Consider the following 18462-nt stretch of genomic DNA (forward strand, 5'->3'; position numbering starts at 1 on the left):
TTTGCAGCGTTTTAAGGGTGATCCCAACACTTGCATCGGAACAATATATTGCTATAAATAACGTATCTCTTGTAACGACGATAGATATGCCAGAACCGACACCCAGTAGTCATTTCTCTCATTTAGTCGAGAGAAGTTCGTTCATTATTCTGCTTTGTCTCTTTGGGGTCATTGCAGGTATCAGAATCCTGTTATCAGGATTGATAGTAAGCCCACAGATCTTCGCAGACGAACTAGCGTATGATACCATTGCAAGAGAAATCTATAACGGGGTTTTGCTCACTTCTCATATTCAATATCCCGAAGGGCCCTTCTCACCCGGATATTCATTTATTGCCAGCCTCGCATATTTCTTCAGTCCGGATAAGTATGTTGTATACCATTATATGCTGGGTATCAATGCCATATTGACAACAAGTATTATTTTCCCTGCATATTACCTTCTAAAATCAGTAACGTCAAAAGGAATTGCATTTTCAGGTTCGGTGATTGTTGCACTCCTTCCTGCAGTTACCATGAATACATATGTCCTCATGAGTGAGGCTCTGTTCATTCCCCTGACTCTTTTTTCAGTCTTGTTTGTAAAAGAATCTCTGTCAACAGATAAACCAGGATTCTGGGATATTCTTGCAGGATTATCAATTTTCCTTCTCTACTTCACCCGTGCAACCGGTATCTCCATGATCATAGCTCTGGTGTTGACACTAGGCTGGATGTTTAAGACTGGACATTTTCAATTTACAGAGGCGATTAAGAAAAAAATAATTTTTATTGTAGGTCCAGGATTGTTGCTTTTCCTGATCTGGGTTTTCGATCAGTTATTGATGAAAGGTTCGCTTCCATCAGGATATAGTACTGATTACTACATTACTCTGATAACCGAGGTTTTGACCCGTGATCCCGGCCACCTGGTATACGTCTTTATGCAACATATTGACTACCTTCTGCTTGGTTCATTCATTATATTCCCTATATTAGCAATTATTGCAGGATACTCACTCATTAGACCGATATTCCAAATTGATTCACCAGGGCAGCAGGAGCCAGACGCAGGTAAAGGGAGTATACCAGTTCTTCTTTATTGTTCTATCTTCTCAATTATCTTGTTCTTATTCACGTTAGCCCATATGTGCAATCTTTCATATGAATACTCAATCTGTGGAAGATATGTTGATGCTATCATACCCCTCATTATCATTGGAGGGATCATCGGACTCACCCGACTAACTCAAGCCGGAGATTTTTTAAATTACCTGAAACCTGCTCTTGTTTACCTTATTATCACCGTCATTATTACTTGGGCAGTAATGCTTCCCTTCGCTCACCAACCAAACAATAATGCAGCCATATTTTATCTTTATTCCCTGATTGCTGGAAATATGATTGCCATACTCACTTTAGGTATTGGTGGGCTTTTAATTATTCTCTGTGCAGGTGTCATTAAATTCCAAAAGGGGATTATTCCGTTTCTTATGCTGATAATTCTGCTTACTCTTTTCAGTTCTTTTGTAATTACAACTTGGGAAATACAGTCTGCCAGAAGTTTCGGAGCCCCGCTTCCCTTATGCCAGGCAATTAATAATCTCCCAGGTGAGGATATGAGTATCCTTTGGGATACTTCATCAGAGACGGATGGATGGGATCAGATGGTATATTTCACCCTCAAGTTCTGGCTAGGGGACAGGGTATCAGAATTGGATCAAAAAACCCAGCCAACCGGAAAGGCATGGCTGGTCACGAAGGCAAAAAAAGGGGAGCCGGTATTAATATCCGGTGATTATCGCGTTATTCCGTATCAGGTTAGGGGAGTTTCTTCCCAAGTACCCTCTTCCTGATTTCAGCAGTAACAAAATTCAGGATAACTTCAGGAGCAAGTGCCCCATCAACAATCACAAATCGCCATGGCTCTGCCCTTGCACGTGAAAGATAATTTTCCTGAACCCGAGCAAGAACATCTGCCTTCTCAAAATGTTCTGCAGATATTCTGTTCTTTGTCCTCCCAAGGGCGGTATCCACTGACAGAACCAGAAGAAATGTGAGATCCGGGATGACCGTCCAGCCATTATGCACAGAATAAAGCCACCCCGCAGGATCAGAAAGACAACCCGAAAGCGAAACTTCCTGGTAGGCAAATCTGCTGTCAATATACCGGTCCGAAATTACTAGTCTTCCTTCTGACAGAGCAGGCCTGACTACTTCACGGAGATGGGCTGCATGATCAGCCACAAAGAGGAGGGCTTCTGCAATCGGATCTGCCTGTTCTGCAATTGCACGCCGTACCTGATCACCAATCCAGGTAGCACCAGGTTCCCGTGTCATCACTGGAAAAAGATCGCTTAGACTGACGGCGAGTGCCTCATGAAGGCTGCTTTTTCCACATCCATCAATTCCTTCGAGTGTAATCAGCACAGGCATCCTTCCCGTATCATAATAAGCGGGATAGCCCCGCTATGAAGAGCAGTCGCAATGATGGCACCATCAAACCCACAACTGGCAAGAAGGGTAAGATCCTCCATACCTGAAACACCACCTCCCCAGAAAAGACGGCCCTGATATGCAACCCTAAAACGTTCAAGGGTTGGGCGATCGAGCCCACGCCTTGTTCCCACACCCCCTATATCAAGAAGGATACACCCGTCAAATGACCAGGATTTTGCAGCATCAAGAATTTGAGCAGGATCTTCTCCACCGGGAACTACAAGCCCTTCTTTCATATCTACCGAGAGAAATCCTCCTCTGAATGCAGAGAGATCAGATCCTACAGTTTCGGTCCCAACGATGTTTTTCACTCCAGGACAGTCCAACATATCGTCAGGAGATCGGCACCCCCGATCGAGATAGAGGGAATCCACCAGTCCTGCCAGATCCGGTATAAGAAGATCATGGTTACCGGCATCAGTGATCCGATCAAGGTCAGCGATGTACAGATACCGCGGTCTAATTTCCTGCAGATAGCGTATCGGTTCGGCAGTTGAGGCAAGAGGGGTCTGAACGGGCCTGTACTCGTCCCGTCTGCCACTCTTTCCATGGACGATTTTGCCACTTTTCAAGTCTGCTGCAAGGATTAGGTCCATATCAAACGTAATCACTATTTAGATACCAGTTGCATAAAATGTATGCAGTTATTAGTCAGCCCGGCCAGCATAGAAGAAGCCAAAATGGCCCTTGCTGCCGATATTGTTGACGTAAAACGCCCTGAGGAGGGATCGCTCGGTGCTTCTTTTCCCTGGATAATCCGGGCAATCAAGGACCTCACCCATAAACCGGTCAGTGCAGCAATAGGCGATTTTGATTATAAACCAGGAGGAGCTGCGCTTACTGCTCTTGGTGCTGCTGCGGCAGGTGCTGATTACATTAAGATAGGCCTGATGTTTGACGGGAAAGAAGAAGCCCGCGAATTGATAAAAGCAGTTGTAAGAGCAGTGAAAGATACCTATCCCGAGAAAACTGTTGTTATTGCTGCATACTCAGACTGGAAACGTCTTGAGACTCTTTCTCCATTCGACCTGGTTCCCATCGCAGCAGATGCAGGAGCAGATGTTTCCATGGTTGATACCGGGATTAAAGATGGAAAATCAACCTTTGAATTCATGAATGAAGCAGATCTGACCAGGTTTACCATTATGAACCGTGAGCACGGGATGAAGACTGCTCTCGCCGGATCACTCAAATTCGAAGACCTTGATACCCTCAAACGGATCAACCCGGATATTATTGGAGTGAGGGGGATGGTCTGTGGCGGTGACCGAAGGTCAACTGTCAGAGAAGAATTGGTTATGAAAGCTGTCAGTATGGTTCACTGAAAATGTATCTTGAAAAACTAGACGCCCCAAAAGGACTCACGTTCGACGATGTTCTGCTCGAGCCTGCAGCATCTGAGGTTGAACCTGATCAGACATCGGTCAGTACGAGATTCTCACGCAATATTTCTCTCAACATTCCACTCGTGAGTGCTGCAATGGATACAGTCAGCACCTCGACAATGGCCATCGCACTGGCCCGTGCAGGTGGGATATCAGTCATCCACCGGAATATGTCGGCAGAACAGGAAGTTGAAGAGGTCAAGGCCGTCAAGAGGGAAGCAGAGATCATCGAACGGGATGTACTGACTGTCGGACCGGGGGTTACAGTTACCGAGGTGGAACGTCTTATGATGCTCCACGGAATCGGAGGGGTCCCTGTTGTCGATGATGGCAAGGTTATCGGTATTGTAAGCCGCCGTGACATCAGGGCGATTGCAAGCCGTCGAGGTTCGGAGAAGGTTTCCTCTATCATGACTCACGAGCCTCTGGTCGCAACCGAAGAGATCACGCTTGACGAGGCTTTTGATCTGATGTATTCCCGTAAGGTTGAACGGCTCCCGGTTGTTGGCAAAGATAAGAGTCTTATAGGGATCATCTCAATGCAGGAACTTCTGGAGAAGAGCCAGTTCCCTGGAGCTGTACGAGATGATAACGGTAACCTCAGGGTTGCAGCAGCAGTGGGACCCTTTGATCAAAACAGAGCATCAATGTTAGCAGATGCGGGCGTTGATGCAATCGTTGTGGACTGTGCACATGGACACAACCTGAATGTGGTAAAGGGTGTTAAAGATATCAAAGCAAGCCTTTCATGCGACGTGGTCGCAGGCAATATCGCTACCAGATCAGCCGCAGAGGCTCTTACTGATACTATCGACGGACTAAAGGTTGGAATCGGCCCGGGTTCCATCTGTACGACGCGGGTGGTCGCAGGTGTGGGCGTTCCGCAAATTACTGCAATTGCCCAGGTTGCCGAGATTGCCGCACCTGCCGGTGTCCCGGTTATCGCAGACGGTGGTATCAGGTACAGCGGAGATGTTGCCAAGGCTATAGCAGCAGGGGCAGACTCGGTGATGATGGGCAACATGTTTGCCGGCACCGATGAAGCACCCGGCTCATTAGTCACAATTCAGGGACGCAAATATAAGCAATATAGAGGTATGGGATCGCTTGGTGTGATGAGCAGCGGAGTCTCCAGTGACCGGTACTTCCAGAAGAAGGAGATAGGACGGACAAAGTTCGTGCCTGAGGGGGTTGAAGGTGTCACTCCTTACGTAGGTCCTGTTCAGGAGGTTATCTACCAGATGATTGGCGGGCTCAAGTCGGCGATGGGATACACCGGCTCGGCAAACATTCAGGAGATGCACGAAAAGACGAAATTTATCAGGATCACCCAGGCAGGGTACCTCGAGAGCCACCCCCACAATATCACAATTACTGATGAGGCTCCAAACTACCGCATCTGATCAGATCCCCACATTCTTTTTATTAGAGTATCACTAACTATACGTTAGTGAGTGAAGACCAGGCAGAACTCTCCCTGCTGCTGGATATTCTGGGAAATCGGAATCGCAGGCGCATTATAGATTTAATCAGAGATAAGCCCTGCTTTGTCACTGAGATATCAGAAAAACTTATGATATCACCCAAGGCTGTGATAGATCATCTCCAGATGCTTGAAGAGGCCAGTATCCTCTCGTTCAGACATGATGAAAAACGGAGGAAGTATTACTATCTGGCACATGATATCAATATTCAGGTACATCTCGACAGAGAGCAGGGTCTCATCCCCCTCGTCCTAAGCGAGGATCAGAAGTTTATCATCTCCTTACTCAAACTCTGGCAGATGATCTCTTCAAGGCAGCAACTTACATTGCGGCTGGAAGAACTGGAACGGGAGATCGACCAGCAGATTAGTGAAGCACTCAGACAGGGTCGTCTTGCCGGGAATGGAGATACCGGGCTTATGGTCGCGGTGGCACTTGCCCATGGCGCACGGACCATAGAGGAGATATCACATCTGACAGATCTCGATGCCTCTACCGTGGAAGAAGTCATAGAAGCGCTTGTTGAACAGGGAATCGCATGCAGAACAGGATCGAGTTATCGACTGAGAGGAAATTATGCCGAACAACCCTTATGATGACCTGATGAAAAACCTTGCCCGGTTGATCGAGCAGGTCACAGGTCTCGACCAGAATATGCGCTACCCCGGAGACAATGAGTTTGAAGCACCCCATATCATCGGGTGTGCCATCATCACCAGCGGATCTACTGATCAGGAGATCCCACTCAGAAAGCCGTTCGAAGTAGGGTACGAGATTGTGGATGCAGATGAGGTTGCATTCCTGACCATCGCACTCCCATCATCACTCTCTGCACTTCCAGAGATAGAATTTGATTTGGATAAGGTATTTATCACTGCAGGAGGAGCCCGGGCACCAATTGACCTATCATTTCAGATCATCCCTGAATCATGTACTTATACCATCATGAACGGGGTTGTGGATATCACTCTCACAAAGGCTGTTATCCCAGCGGATATCACCGAATAATCTATTTTTCCTTGACACCTGCCTCGAGAGAACTCATCTGTTATCAACAGAGAAAGCATACAACTCACTCATGATAGTGGTGGTCGGTGGAGGACCGGCTGGAAGGTATGCAGCCATGCAACTTGCCGGGGCAGGCAAAGAAGTCCTGCTTGTTGACAAACGCAGTGATGGTCTTGGAGGCCAGTGTCTCCATCAGGGCTGCATGGTCATCTGTGCCCTCAATGATGTCGCAAGGACCATGGAGCATCAGGAGATGCTTTTCAGGTCTGGTATTATCGCAACAAGCCCTGTGCCAGATTACACCGCCCTTATTGCAAAGATGAGGGAGATCATCGAAACAATCGCCGGCATTATTGCTAAAGAGACCAGCACTGCAGGAGTGAAGGTTGTAAAAGCTGAAGCACACATTGACGGCCGGACAGTAATCATCAATGATGAACGATTTCAACCTGAAGCCATAATCATCGCAACCGGCACACACCCACGAAGACTCAATGTCCCTGGAAAGGATCTCCCGGGAGTTATGACCGCACACACGTTCTTCTCTCTTCCCTCCCTTCCCAGGGAACTGGTCATCATCGGCGGCGGTGTCATCGCTGCAGAGATCGCATACATATACTCTCTCCTTGGATCAGCTGTTACCATTCTCGCCAGGAGCACACTGCTCAAAGAATTCCCTGAAGTCCTGGCACATGAAGCAAAAAAAGAACTCCATCGGGTCACCATCCAAGAACAGGTAGTAGTGTCCAGGATTGTTGGGGATGATCATGTTTCAGGAGTTGAGATCAAAACATCAGATGGCTTCAGGATCATCAAGGCTGACACCGTACTTGTGGCTGCAGGAACAGAGGCAGAAATTCGTACAATCACAGGTATTCCACTCACTCCAGGCGGGTTCATCAGAATAAATGAACGGATGGAAACAGAAATTCCAGGAGTATATGCTGTTGGAGATGTGACAGGAACCTCGTCGCTGACCCCGGTTGCACGCTGGCAGGGACGTACCGCTGCTGATGTCATACTCGGAGGAGAGCCACCATCACCATTACTTACCGTGCCACAGGCGATAAAATTAAGAAACGATCTCGCCTTTTGCAATCACCATGATCAGGGAGGTATGAAGGTGACCATGACATCACCTGCAGGACCAGGGAGTTTCTGGGCGGTTCCGGAGCGGGCCACCGGAAAAGCATCGATGACTACAGACCCTGATTCTGGTGAAATTATCGGGATGTTTGAAGCCTCCCCATATGCATCGGTGATCGCAGCGTACCACGCCCTCCTAATCAACACGGGCATCTCTATCGATGTAATGAAGCAGTTTATCGAGGTTCACCCGTCAGCAGACGCAACAGGCTGGATAGGCAGATATCTTGCTGAGAAGATCGATAAGAAAAAACAGATTAGATCCCTATAGGGTCAGGAGACCAGAGCCTGGTGTTCAGCGGTCACCTTTGGTGACTCAAATGAAGTGACTGGAACCTTTTTTCCTTTATATTCGGTGAATTGATGGAGACTGACTGTCAGATCCCTGGTAAAGGCAAAGTAGCCGATCTGGGTGTTTCTGCAGAGTTTCATTGCCATGTCCATGAGTCCACGGGGATCAGGACGTGCTTCTCCGAGCCAGATATGAAAGATATTCCCGCCATCAACTATCGGGAAGAAGACATGCTCGAGTTCGGCCCGCCGTGCCAGAGAGATATCTGCTCCTGGGGCAACATGAGTACCATTGGTGTAGTACACTGGAAGATCGCGTGTATCACCCAGATGATCCAGGGCATATCCAAGGTTGCCCTTGATAACCAGTTTTGCGTGATCCTCAAACTCACGACTGAGAAGATCAGAGATCGCAAAACGTTGTCCGGTTGTCTCGGCCGGGGTTCGGGCAAGAGCAATGGTCATCCCGTGCTTTGCAGTGATCTCACGGGCATAGAGTTCCATTTCAGTCATAGCCCGCACCGCAAGCCTGAATGCATCATCACTCTCATGAAGCTGTGAGCCGGTAAAATGCTGCACCATCTCGTTCAGGCCCACAACACCGATGGTGAAGACCAAGCCATCAAAGTCCACAGCCATAGCACCTCTCTCACCTGTGATCGGATCACGGGGTCGCTGCATGGCAAAGGGCATCCGCCCATTCCTGCCGATGAGATCCATCCACCTGACTTTGATCCTGAAAACCTCGACGGCAACATCCATCAGGGCTTTCAACTCAGCAAAGAGGCGATCTTCATCACCACCTGCCTTGTAGGATGCCCTTGGGCAATTGAGCGAGACGACGCCCCATGAACCCATTGAGAAGTGCATCCCATCCTCGAAGTAGAGCTTTCGATCAAAATCCTTGTCCTGATCTGCAACTGTTGAGAACTGGTACGCACAGCACTGGTAGCATGAGATCCCTTCTCCAGCTCCCCGGTAAGCTGGAAGCTGGTTGTCATAGTATGGCGTACCGAACTTTGATGCGAGCTCGAATGTGAGCAGGTAGAGATCTGTATAGGTCGGAAGATCAGGATGAGCACTGTTATACTGCTCATCCTCCTGCATAAAGTCAGGCTCGATGCTGATCTCCGGTTTTGGGAAGTTGAATGGTTTTCCCCAATAATCCCCTTCCAGCATCACTTCCATGAGTGCCTTAAAGAGGAGACGAACCTCACGTTCAAACTCACCATAAGTCCGAAGAGGGGCTTGTTTCCCATTCCAGACCCGGCCATTGTATACACAGGGTTTGTCTCTCCATAGCCGTGGTACACCGGGTGAAAGTTGCACAGATGAAAAGACCAGCTGACCACCACGAGCGACCATCATCTGGGTCATCTCGTAGACAAACATCTGCATGAGCTGCTTCATCCCCTCGTAATCCATCCGTTCAAAGAATGGTGCTAAAAACGTCAGGAAGTTATAGTAGCCCTGCCCACCTGCAAAGTTTGTCTGTGCTGACCCGAGTGCTTTTACTGCATGAAGCACGGCAACTTCAGCACGCTTCGCCGGCCCTGCAACAGATGCCTTGGTACCATTTCCGTCAGGCATCAAGCCATAGTACAGGAAATATCTGAGATCCCAGTCCTGACAAAACGGTCTGCTACCAAAGTACTCCAGATCATGGATATGGAGATCCCCACAGAGATGCCGATCTGCAAGATGAGGGGGAAGCTGGAGCAGGTACTGTTCCTTGCTAATCTTATCAGCTTTCTTTTTATGCGAGGTCTCTGCATTTTCCTGCAGATTCGCATTATCTTTAGCCTCAAATCCCCGCCCGACATCTATGAGATGGGCATCGTACACCGGGGTTCCTACCCTTGTACAGACATTGCGATACTGAACCATACCGCGTTCCAGGAGGACAATATTCATGACCTCCCTGATCAACGGCCCGGATAAACTCTTGAGACCCAGCTTTCGGATACGGTCCTCAACTTCCCTGGCAATCTCACGGGCACACTCCTCGTCTGCCCCTTCGTACCCGTAAAAAGTCTCGACCAGCCGTGTCTCCTTGACGATCTGCTTCGCTATCTTTTCCCGGTCCCATTCCAGAATATGTCCGTCACTAGTCCTGACGGATGGCATCGCCGGAATCGAGAGACCATCAAGTGTAACCTGTTTTGATATGCGTCCCATGCCGCCTTCCTACTGAAGAGCTGCAATGGCACTCTCGTTCACGGTATCGGATCCCCCGAAAAGTTCCTTACTTGTAAGAAACTTCTTCCCCATCTGAAGGACCGGCGCCTCCTGAACAAAAACGCCATTCACCCGAAGCTCAGTCAATGAAGCGGCTGATGACATGTCTGCTATGCTGAACCGAATGCCCTGCGACTCAAGATACTCTTTGAGTATCTCACATCGCGGACAAAATTCTAGGGTATAAACGATGAAGCCTGCCCCGTCTTTCATGTGACCCCTGTATCATATGATAGCATCAGCAACCGTATATTTTGTTGCCTAGCAGGGGGGTGACAGAAGAAATAGAGCAACCAGACTGTCTCCGTTCTCTTTATGCACAATGCACTCAGATTTTTAAACATAATGGTACGGCTGTTTATTGCGATAGAAATCCCTGAAGAGATCAAGAGCCAGTACGCAGAGGCACAGGAGATGATTCGCTCAAGCCGTGCACGACTCACAATGGTGCAGCCCGGCGATATGCACATCACACTCAAGTTTATCGGGGAGGTAGAGGGATCACGCCTACCTTCGATCATTGCTGCCCTACAAACAGTGTCCGGTGCGCCATTCATCCTTGACCTGGGATCGATCACTCTGAATAGTCCACGATCACCCAGAGTTGTCTGGGGTGACGTCCATGATCCGGGAGCCTGCAGCACTCTTCCAAAAACCATTGAAAAAACCCTGGAGCCTCTTGGTATTCCTGTAGAAGGGCGACGGTTCAGACCCCATATTACACTGGCACGAATCAGGCAGTTTCATCCAGATATTTTTCAAGAGGTCGCAGAAATCAGCAGTTCATGCACAGGCTCATTTTCTGTTGACAGGTTTGTTCTCAAGAAGAGCGAACTAACGCCACAGGGACCGATGTATTCTGATCTGCTGGAGGTTGGGTTGTGAGCGATCAAACGAAACGAACATCTCTTGAAGAGGAAGTACTCAAAGAGATCCGCCCGACTACTGAGGACCTGGATCAGATGTATGCTCTTGCAGATCTCCTCATCGGAGAGATAAACACCGGAGGCAGAGCTACCGGAATGCTGGTCGGATCGGTGGCACGAAGAACCTGTGTCAGAGGTGACCGGGACCTTGATATCTTCATGCTCTTTGACCCGGATCTTCCTCGTGAAGAACTTGAACGAGAAGGACTCTCTCTCGCTCACTCGATCGCAAGCCGCCATGCTGAACAGGCTGTAGAGAAGTATGCAGAGCATCCGTATGTCAATGCCACCATCAGAGGGATGGATATTGATCTCGTCCCCTGCTACCAGGTGGCCTCTGCCACAGGAATACAGAGTGCCGTGGATAGAACACCATTTCACAACAGGTACATCTCTGCAAGGATAGGGCCATTTACAGATGATGTCCTTCTCCTCAAACAGTTTGTCAAAGCCGGTGGGGTATATGGATCTGACCAGATGACTGAGGGGTTTGCAGGGTATCTCTGCGAACTCCTCACGCTTCACTATGGTGGGTTTATAAACCTCATAACAGCAGGTGCAAACTGGCGTCCCGGACTTGTGATCGATATTGAAAAGCATCAGGCAAAGGAATTTGACGATCCACTGGTAGTTATCGACCCGGTTGATCCAAAACGCAATGTATCAGCGTCAGTATCCCTCACAAAACTTCTTGAATTCAGTGAACTCTGCAGGGGATACCTTGAGTCTCCCTCAAGGTGGTTCTTTTACCGGCCACCGGTATGCATCATGACCAGAGAAGAAGCAGAGGCAGAACTCTCGCGAAGAGGATCGTATCTCTATGCAATCATGCTGCCAACTCCACCTCTGATCGAGGACATCGTGGTTCCCCAACTTAGAAAGAGCATGCAGACCCTGACCGAACTCTTAGAACGGCACGAATTTGTCGTGGCACGGGCAGATGCAGAAATGTTACAGGACAGGTCGATGATCCTCTATGAACTTCTGGTTGACACCCTGCCAGCGGTTAGATATCACGCCGGTCCGCCAGCTAATTCCTCATCCAATGCCAGAAAGTTCCTTGATAAGTATATATACGACGCTGCAATATTTGCCGGTCCGTTTATCAAGGACGGACGTTATGGGGTTGAGATTCAACGAAAATTCAGGACCGTTCGAGAACTCTTCTCCTCAAAAGATATCTTCCAGACAGCTCTTGGTAAACATGTGAAGCTCGCCATGGAAGAGGAGTACACAATCCTATCAGGGATGGAGTGCTGGGCGCAGGGGTTTGAGATCTTCGTGAGCGACTTTTTGATGAAGCGTTCTCCGCTTGTCAGGATTCGCAGGATGGAAGAGCAACAGAGGATTAACTGAGTTTGAGAATACACAAATCCTGGCATTGGAAACTATTTACCTGTCAGGACCTAATCTCGTCCAAGATATGACCGCCTCCACACTGAGGTACATCCCGTTAGTGCTGCTGATCCTGCTGATACTCGTCCAGCCTCTTGAGGCTACCACAGCGCAGGAGTGGTTCACGAGTGGGAATGCACTCTATAGTCAACAGCGATACTCGGAGGCGATCGATGCATTCACTCACGTTATCGAGGCTGACCCTGGAAATGCTGCGGCGTGGTATAACAAAGGGGTTGCACTCTTCAAACTCGGGGAAGCTGATGAGGCAATTGCTGCGTACGAGGTTGCCATTGGTATAGACCCGCGGAACCCGGACTATTGGTACAATAAAGGCAATGCACTATACAGCAAAAACCTGCTTACCTCTGCATTCACAGCATACGATGTAGCCATTCAGTTAGACCCATCAGATGTACAGGCGTGGATGGCAAAAGGGAATGTACTCTCAGACCTCCAGCAGTATGATGAGGCTATTAGAGCATTCGAGGCTGCAATCCAGATGGACCCCGAGAATGCAGAAGCGATTTTTGCAACAGGGAATGCCCAGTACAGTAAAGGTGCGTATGCCGACGCGATAAAGTCATACGCGGTAGCACTACAACACGACAGTAAAGACAGCAAAGCGTGGTATAACAAAGGTAACGCCCAGTATAATCTTGGTCAACTCGATGATGCACTGAAGAGTTATGAGATGGCTCTTGCCTTTAATCCAAAAGACGGAGTGGCCTTCACCAATAAAGGACTTACCCTTGCAGACCTCGGAAGGTATGATGAGGCTGTTGACGCGTACAAAGGTGCCATAGCACTGAACAGTTCTGATCTGAAAGCATGGAAGAGTCTCGGTCATGTCTATGTCAGCCAGAAACGGTATGATGATGCAGTGCAGGCATATCAGCAGGCATTACGACTCGATAAGACAGATCCAGATACCTGGACCAGTATTGGTGATGTATGGATGGAGGAGCGCAGATTAGACGAAGCCCTGGCCGCATACGAACAGGCGGTGGGACTTGCCGGGTCTGATCCAGCAACATGGGCAGGGAAAGGGAAAGCACTTCATGCATTGGGAAGAGACGGCGAAGCCCTTGCATCATATGAGATCGCAATCTCGCTCAAACCTCAGTCTGCACAGGCCTGGGTTGGTAAAGCAGACTCTCTTTCAGGTCTCAACCGTACCAGTGAAGCAGATACTGCATACGAGGTTGCACTTCAGCTCGATCCGAAGGTTTCAGGTGTTTGGGCAGGAAAGAGCAAGAACCAGGTAGAGATGGGTGATACCACCGGCGCCCTGCAGTCAATTGACCTTGCACTCATGTCAAGTCCAGATGATCAGAGACTGATCATCCAGAAGGCAAAGACACTTGCAGGTATGGGACGCGGCAGCGAGGCACTTGAGTTTATTGACAAGTCCCTTCAGAACATGAGCGGATCACTTCCGATCCTAGATGAGAAAGCACGTATCCTAATCAGGGACGGAAGAAGTGCAGACGCAGAACTAGCATACAAACCGGTCCTGAATGGAACTAGTGATGATGCACGGGTACTCGAGCATATGGGTGATGTCTTCGGAGCAGCAGGTCAGAAGAGCATTGCCGAACGTGCGTACAAAGGAGCACTTGCAATAAACCCGAACATGACCCTGGTCACAGCAAAACTGGACGCTCTTGATCAACAGGCAAAGAAGACTCCAGTGCCCCTGATCCTTATCATAGCTGCAGTCCCCCTGGGTTATTTTCTGGCAAGAAGGCAGAGATAATAAAATCCAGATGAGATCAGGAAACCTGTTTTTTTCAGGTTTCATTGCTTTTCTGTTGAACTGATGTCAGACTCACCTGATCAGTGATAGACAAATACCTTGCAAGGAGCCGGTCCCACGACGGGGTGATGAACGCCTCATCATGATAATACTGATAGAATCCTGAATTGAGCTGAACTGGTGAAAGGATGGCGAGGCCATTTGCTCCTGGAACACGATCATCGTGCCCAGATATAAGGACCATCTTTTTTGTTGCATCGATCAGATCGCCTGACGGACCAGCAAAGCCCGGGTCCATGCTGCTTACTTCCCTCGCAAACCCGATGAGATCCATGGTTGCGGGGTCGAGCACGCCTTCTGCCGTAAGCCCGAACTGTTGAGTTTTCTGAAATGCTTGTGAGAGGGACAAGTACCCTTCAGGGGTATCAAGAAGTGGGAAAAGAAGTTTAGAGGTGCGATCAAGAGCAGCCGTAACCACCCCGGCTTCTTCCAGATCAAGAACAGAAAGTGTCTTTCCCGGAGCCTTATTTGAGAGGTATGTATCCAGAAGTGAACGCCCGATATCAGAGATCGGAGTATCAGGATTCTTTGCAAGATCAGAGATGAAAGAGTCATACCGCCAGCCCTCTGCAGGTTCTGACTCCTCACTCGCGATCATATACTGAGAATATCCGGACAAATGAGATGCAACCTCAAGGGTACTCATCAGACAGGTATCAAGTCCGATGACCTCTACATTGAATCCACCAGTTTCCAATCCATCGACCAGTTCTGCTATTGTAAGCGGATCCTCCTTGTGATTCTGATCAAAGAGCATCCCTGTATATGCCTCACCATGACCGATCAGGATTAAAAAGACCCTGTCATACCGGTATCCTGAGCGAATTGTGGAGAGAAAAGTGCCTAACGTGCTTGCATTACCCATACTGACATCGGGATACCATGCAATCGCATCAGACTTGTTCCCTATTTCTTTGTCATTGAGATCGTGAGCGAGACCGGATCTGTTGGCGATAGTCATGCCCTGCCAGCCTGATTTCTTTGATCCGCCATACGCTACCAGGAGTTCGAGGGTCTGGGGAGAGGTATTTGCAGATCCTGCAACCATCTGGGCGATGTCTTCAGTGATCAGCCCGTAATCGGTCTCTAGACTCCCGCCAGCTGCATACACTGCCACTAGTACCTTTCCGGTCTGCATCTCACCTGTTGTAGGAACAGAAAACAGGATGAGTATCAGAAAAGCGACTGTAATTGAAGGCCTTTCGATTCGTATCAGATAGGGTATCCCGGAAAGCACGGTCAGACCTCACGAGAGAATACTGCCGCAGCAACTCCAAGCAGAGGGGCATTTCCTCCCAGAGGACTGATAACAATTTCTGGAGTTTTGAGGTATGAATCGAGGTACTTTATTGCAGAGTTGACAATGATTTCACGGTGAGCTGTGACAATCGGACCGTCCAGGATGATGATTTCAGGGTCATACGCAACAATCACTGTCGAGAGCCCCCGGCTGTTTACCATAGCCAGAACATCGGAAAACTCCAAGGCAACAGGGTCCCCCTGCGAAGCAGCATTTAGAACCTCCTTAGCAGTTTTGAGACGAGATACGTGACCATGGAATCTACACCAGGTCTGAAAAAACCGTGGAATACCCCGACCGGAGGCGCAACCTTCCCAGTGTCCAAAGCACCCGCATGAACATCTTTGTGAATACTTTGATTCAACTGTAAAGTGCCCGATCTCTCCCGCATTTCCTTCCCTTCCAAGCAGAACTTCTCCATTGGTATACACTCCTCCTCCGATGCCAGTAGAGATGGTGATATACACAACATGCTGATACTCTCTACCTCCACCGACAAACACCTCACCGAGCACGGCGGCACGACAGTCATTTAAGAGGGTAACAGGGAGCCCAAAAACTTTTTTGAGAGGAGAGATGATTGGAACCTGATCAAATGGCATATTAGGAGGGGTCACGATGCAACCTGTTTTTATATCAACCGGACCTGCAACCGAGACACCGATTCCACATAATCCAGAGGGTGATATGCCTGCAAGACATGAAAGGGAGGCACCGACCCGTGCAGAAACTTCATCAGGATCAGTTCCAGCCGGGGTTTTAAACCGTTCCATCGATAGGATCAGCCCATCCTCCCTGACCAGAGCCACCCTGGTGTTCGTACCCCCGATGTCTGCGACTCCTGCCACCCTCATTTGTATAACAGCCTCAGTGCTGCAGGAATAAAAGCGTCTCTAAAACCCCGACACAGGGAAATAACCTATATTATGAACCACAAACACTGAACTGTTTTTCAGGAGGATATGATGGAAGGCATATATACGTCATTCTTCACTGACATCGTGGTTATCTTTATCCTCTCGGTATTTCTGCTGCTCGTCCTGTACCGAATCAGAATCCCCTCAGTTGTCGGTTTTCTCCTCACGGGTATCATTGTCGGCCCTTCTGGCCTAGGCCTTATCCATAACCAGGATTCAATAGAGTTCTTCGCCGAGTTTGGAGTGATCTTTCTCCTCTTTACCATCGGGCTAGAATTCTCGATAAGTCATATCCTCAGGAGTAGGCAGTTTGTCCTGATCGGTGGAACAGTCCAGGTCTTCTCAACAATCCTGCTCGCAACAGCACTCATGAAACTTGCTGGGATGGGCTTGAACCACGCCATTTTTGTCGGAATGCTTGTTTCCCTCTCGTCCACTGCAATTGTGATGAAGGTCCTTGCCGACAGGCAGGAGGTTGGCAGCCCACATGGTAAGGCTGCACTTGGTATCCTCATCTTTCAGGATCTGATCGTCATACCGATGATGATGATCACACCGATTCTTGGAGGTGATACAACAGACAGTCCATCTGTCCTAAAACTTCTCAGTGGCGGGATCCTGATCATCGCAGTTGTGTATATCTCATCAAGGTATGTAATCCCTTACCTGCTCCATTATGCTGCCCGGCTGCGCAACAGGGAGATGTTTCTCTTTATTGTTATAGGCACCTGTCTTCTAATCGCGTACCTGACCTCGGAGATCGGGCTCTCGATGGCTCTTGGTGCATTCCTTGCTGGACTTATCATATCAGAGTCAGAATACTCGATGCATGCCATGTACAACATGGTTCCTTTCAGGGACATCTTTGCAGCGTTCTTTTTCATCTCCATAGGGATGATTTTTGATCTTTCGTACCTCCTTGTCCATCCGGTATTAGTGGCTGTACTGGTTGCCATTATCATAATAGTAAAATATGGAACCGGAACCATTGCAGCAATCGCTTCAGGCCTTCCGGCCCGCTCATCTGTGCTCACCGGGATCTCACTCAGCCAAATCGGAGAGTTTTCGTTCATCCTCGCAACAACAGGTGTTTCAGCAGGAATTCTGGCTTCAGACCAGTACCAACTTTTTCTAGATGTGTCAGTTGTTACAATGGGCCTTGCTCCCCTTCTTATCTCCCTTTCTACCCGTGTATCTCCAAAACTCGCTGCACCACTTACGAGGATTGTTCCTGATCATGCAACAACCCCTGACAAGGAGACAGCCAGGGAGATGAAGGATCATATCATCATTGTGGGGTTCGGACTGAACGGGATGAACGTTGCCAAGTCAGCAAAGGCTGCCGGCGTACCATACCGGATCATCGAGATGAACCCTGATACGGTTAGGAAAGAGCGGAAAAAGGGTGAGTCGATCCTGTATGGTGATGCTGCACAACCCGGGATTCTTATGAAGGCAGGCATAGATCAGGCTCGTGTCCTGGTAGTGGTGGTCAATGATCCCTTTGCCACCCAACAGACAGTTCGGATCGCCAGGGAATTGAATCCTGGGTTGTACATCATTGCAAGAACCAGATTTATGGGAGAGGTATCTACTCTTGTTGATCTCGGGGCTGATGATGTTATCCCAGAGGAATTTGAAACTTCTATCGAGATTTTTACCCGAATACTCAATAAATACCTGATTCCAGAAGATGAGATAGAACGTCTAGTGCGGGATATTCGGGCGGGAGGATACCAGATGCTCAGAAGTGTTTCTACGACACCTGCCACATTTGACGACCTTATGGGCCTTGTTCCTGACATCGACATGAGAACAATCCGTATCCCTAACTCGTCTCCATGGGTTGGAAAAAACCTGGCAGAAAGCCAGCTGCGAAACAGGTTCCATGTTTCAGTTGTGGCGATCAGGAGGGGGAACAGGATGATCATCAGCCCTGGGGGAGATGATGTAATAAGTGGATCAGACATCCTGATGATCATCGGTAAGTCAAATGACATCAGGAGGGCATTTCACCAATGTGAGGCTGAACAACAGGTCTAGCGAACCTGCATCAGATTAAATCATGCATCTTA

16 protein-coding genes are annotated in these 18462 nt (G+C 48.7%); 10 read left to right on the top strand and 6 right to left on the bottom strand.

What is annotated here, in order from left to right; translation table 11 throughout:
- Window positions 1–86: 86 nt before the first annotated feature.
- Complete coding sequence (locus DK846_RS08530) at window positions 87–1835, top strand: hypothetical protein (protein ID WP_109968517.1); 1749 nt, start codon at window positions 87–89, stop codon at window positions 1833–1835.
- Here the strand turns inward: DK846_RS08530 and tmk are convergent.
- Window positions 1801–2409 carry a dTMP kinase gene (tmk, locus tag DK846_RS08535; RefSeq protein ID WP_109968823.1) on the bottom strand — a complete coding sequence of 203 codons (609 nt, stop codon included), beginning with the start codon at window positions 2407–2409 and terminating at the stop codon, window positions 1801–1803. The two genes, DK846_RS08530 and tmk, sit on opposite strands and share 35 nt — an antisense overlap.
- Window positions 2403–3074 (bottom strand): HisA/HisF-related TIM barrel protein, encoded by a 672-nt coding sequence (locus DK846_RS08540; RefSeq protein ID WP_109968518.1) that lies wholly within the window; start codon window positions 3072–3074, stop codon window positions 2403–2405. The genes tmk and DK846_RS08540 overlap by 7 nt, the downstream gene beginning before the upstream one ends.
- Before the next feature lie 42 nt (window positions 3075–3116).
- Here DK846_RS08540 and DK846_RS08545 point away from each other — a divergent pair, with 42 nt between their 5' ends.
- The 5 genes from DK846_RS08545 to DK846_RS08565 all read left to right on the top strand — a co-directional run bounded on the left by DK846_RS08545 (window position 3117) and on the right by DK846_RS08565 (window position 7772).
- Complete coding sequence (locus DK846_RS08545) at window positions 3117–3803, top strand: (5-formylfuran-3-yl)methyl phosphate synthase (protein WP_109968519.1); 687 nt, start codon at window positions 3117–3119, stop codon at window positions 3801–3803.
- A 2-nt stretch (window positions 3804–3805) separates the two neighbouring features.
- Window positions 3806–5266, top strand: coding sequence for an IMP dehydrogenase (gene guaB, locus DK846_RS08550; protein WP_109968520.1), 1461 nt, complete (start codon window positions 3806–3808; stop codon window positions 5264–5266).
- Window positions 5267–5313: 47 nt separating this feature from the next.
- Window positions 5314–5943, top strand: a complete 630-nt coding sequence (locus tag DK846_RS08555; RefSeq protein ID WP_181391691.1) for an ArsR/SmtB family transcription factor — start codon at window positions 5314–5316, stop codon at window positions 5941–5943.
- The gene (locus DK846_RS08560; protein WP_109968522.1) at window positions 5924–6355 is read left to right on the top strand and encodes a CS domain-containing protein; all 432 of its coding nucleotides are present in this window, start codon (window positions 5924–5926) and stop codon (window positions 6353–6355) included. The genes DK846_RS08555 and DK846_RS08560 overlap by 20 nt, the downstream gene beginning before the upstream one ends.
- Window positions 6356–6425: 70 nt before the next feature.
- Complete coding sequence (locus DK846_RS08565; RefSeq protein WP_109968523.1) at window positions 6426–7772, top strand: FAD-dependent oxidoreductase; 1347 nt, start codon at window positions 6426–6428, stop codon at window positions 7770–7772.
- A 2-nt stretch (window positions 7773–7774) separates the two neighbouring features.
- Here the strand turns inward: DK846_RS08565 and nrdD are convergent, their stop codons facing one another.
- Together nrdD and DK846_RS18205 are read right to left on the bottom strand one after the other, a co-directional pair.
- Window positions 7775–9970 carry an anaerobic ribonucleoside-triphosphate reductase gene (nrdD, locus tag DK846_RS08570; protein ID WP_109968524.1) on the bottom strand — a complete coding sequence of 732 codons (2196 nt, stop codon included), beginning with the start codon at window positions 9968–9970 and terminating at the stop codon, window positions 7775–7777.
- Between the two features lie 9 nt (window positions 9971–9979).
- Window positions 9980–10135, bottom strand: a complete 156-nt coding sequence (locus DK846_RS18205) for a hypothetical protein (protein WP_342769654.1) — start codon at window positions 10133–10135, stop codon at window positions 9980–9982.
- 240 nt (window positions 10136–10375) lie between these two features.
- On the opposite strand from DK846_RS18205, the gene thpR reads away from it, so the two are divergent.
- From thpR to DK846_RS08590, 3 genes are all read left to right on the top strand, one after another.
- Window positions 10376–10915 carry an RNA 2',3'-cyclic phosphodiesterase gene (thpR, locus tag DK846_RS08580; protein ID WP_181391692.1) on the top strand — a complete coding sequence of 180 codons (540 nt, stop codon included), beginning with the start codon at window positions 10376–10378 and terminating at the stop codon, window positions 10913–10915.
- Window positions 10912–12312: a CCA tRNA nucleotidyltransferase gene (gene cca / locus DK846_RS08585; protein ID WP_109968527.1), complete on the top strand. Its 1401-nt coding sequence runs from the start codon at window positions 10912–10914 to the stop codon at window positions 12310–12312. Before thpR ends, cca begins: the two co-directional genes overlap by 4 nt.
- 67 nt (window positions 12313–12379) lie before the next feature.
- Entirely contained in the window at window positions 12380–14110 is a 1731-nt protein-coding gene (locus DK846_RS08590; RefSeq protein ID WP_109968528.1) for a tetratricopeptide repeat protein, read from the top strand.
- 34 nt (window positions 14111–14144) lie between these two features.
- Here DK846_RS08590 and DK846_RS08595 read toward each other — a convergent pair whose 3' ends face one another.
- Together DK846_RS08595 and DK846_RS08600 are read right to left on the bottom strand one after the other, a co-directional pair.
- Complete coding sequence (locus DK846_RS08595) at window positions 14145–15407, bottom strand: clostripain-related cysteine peptidase (RefSeq protein WP_109968529.1); 1263 nt, start codon at window positions 15405–15407, stop codon at window positions 14145–14147.
- A 2-nt stretch (window positions 15408–15409) separates the two neighbouring features.
- A complete protein-coding gene (locus DK846_RS08600; protein ID WP_109968530.1) occupies window positions 15410–16324 on the bottom strand; it encodes an ROK family protein in 915 nt (304 codons plus the stop codon).
- A gap of 108 nt (window positions 16325–16432) precedes the next feature.
- Here DK846_RS08600 and DK846_RS08605 point away from each other — a divergent pair, with 108 nt between their 5' ends.
- Complete coding sequence (locus tag DK846_RS08605; RefSeq protein ID WP_109968531.1) at window positions 16433–18430, top strand: cation:proton antiporter domain-containing protein; 1998 nt, start codon at window positions 16433–16435, stop codon at window positions 18428–18430.
- Window positions 18431–18462: the final 32 nt, after the last annotated feature.

Origin of the sequence: Methanospirillum lacunae, from assembly GCF_003173355.1 — an archaeon.
Lineage (GTDB): Archaea > Halobacteriota > Methanomicrobia > Methanomicrobiales > Methanospirillaceae > Methanospirillum > Methanospirillum lacunae.

Excerpts from the sequence above, each read along its gene's own strand:
- DK846_RS08530 (WP_109968517.1), top strand. The coding sequence starts at position 87 with ATGCCAGAACCGACACCCAGTAGTCATTTCTCTCATTTAGTCGAGAGA.
- DK846_RS08540 (WP_109968518.1), bottom strand. The coding sequence starts at position 3,074 with ATGGACCTAATCCTTGCAGCAGACTTGAAAAGTGGCAAAATCGTCCAT.
- DK846_RS08545 (WP_109968519.1), top strand. The coding sequence starts at position 3,117 with ATGCAGTTATTAGTCAGCCCGGCCAGCATAGAAGAAGCCAAAATGGCC.
- guaB (WP_109968520.1), top strand. The coding sequence starts at position 3,806 with ATGTATCTTGAAAAACTAGACGCCCCAAAAGGACTCACGTTCGACGAT.
- DK846_RS08560 (WP_109968522.1), top strand. The coding sequence starts at position 5,924 with ATGCCGAACAACCCTTATGATGACCTGATGAAAAACCTTGCCCGGTTG.
- DK846_RS08565 (WP_109968523.1), top strand. The coding sequence starts at position 6,426 with ATGATAGTGGTGGTCGGTGGAGGACCGGCTGGAAGGTATGCAGCCATG.
- nrdD (WP_109968524.1), bottom strand. The coding sequence starts at position 9,970 with ATGGGACGCATATCAAAACAGGTTACACTTGATGGTCTCTCGATTCCG.
- DK846_RS18205 (WP_342769654.1), bottom strand. The coding sequence starts at position 10,135 with ATGTCATCAGCCGCTTCATTGACTGAGCTTCGGGTGAATGGCGTTTTT.
- thpR (WP_181391692.1), top strand. The coding sequence starts at position 10,376 with ATGGTACGGCTGTTTATTGCGATAGAAATCCCTGAAGAGATCAAGAGC.
- DK846_RS08590 (WP_109968528.1), top strand. The coding sequence starts at position 12,380 with ATGACCGCCTCCACACTGAGGTACATCCCGTTAGTGCTGCTGATCCTG.
- DK846_RS08600 (WP_109968530.1), bottom strand. The coding sequence starts at position 16,324 with ATGAGGGTGGCAGGAGTCGCAGACATCGGGGGTACGAACACCAGGGTG.
- DK846_RS08605 (WP_109968531.1), top strand. The coding sequence starts at position 16,433 with ATGATGGAAGGCATATATACGTCATTCTTCACTGACATCGTGGTTATC.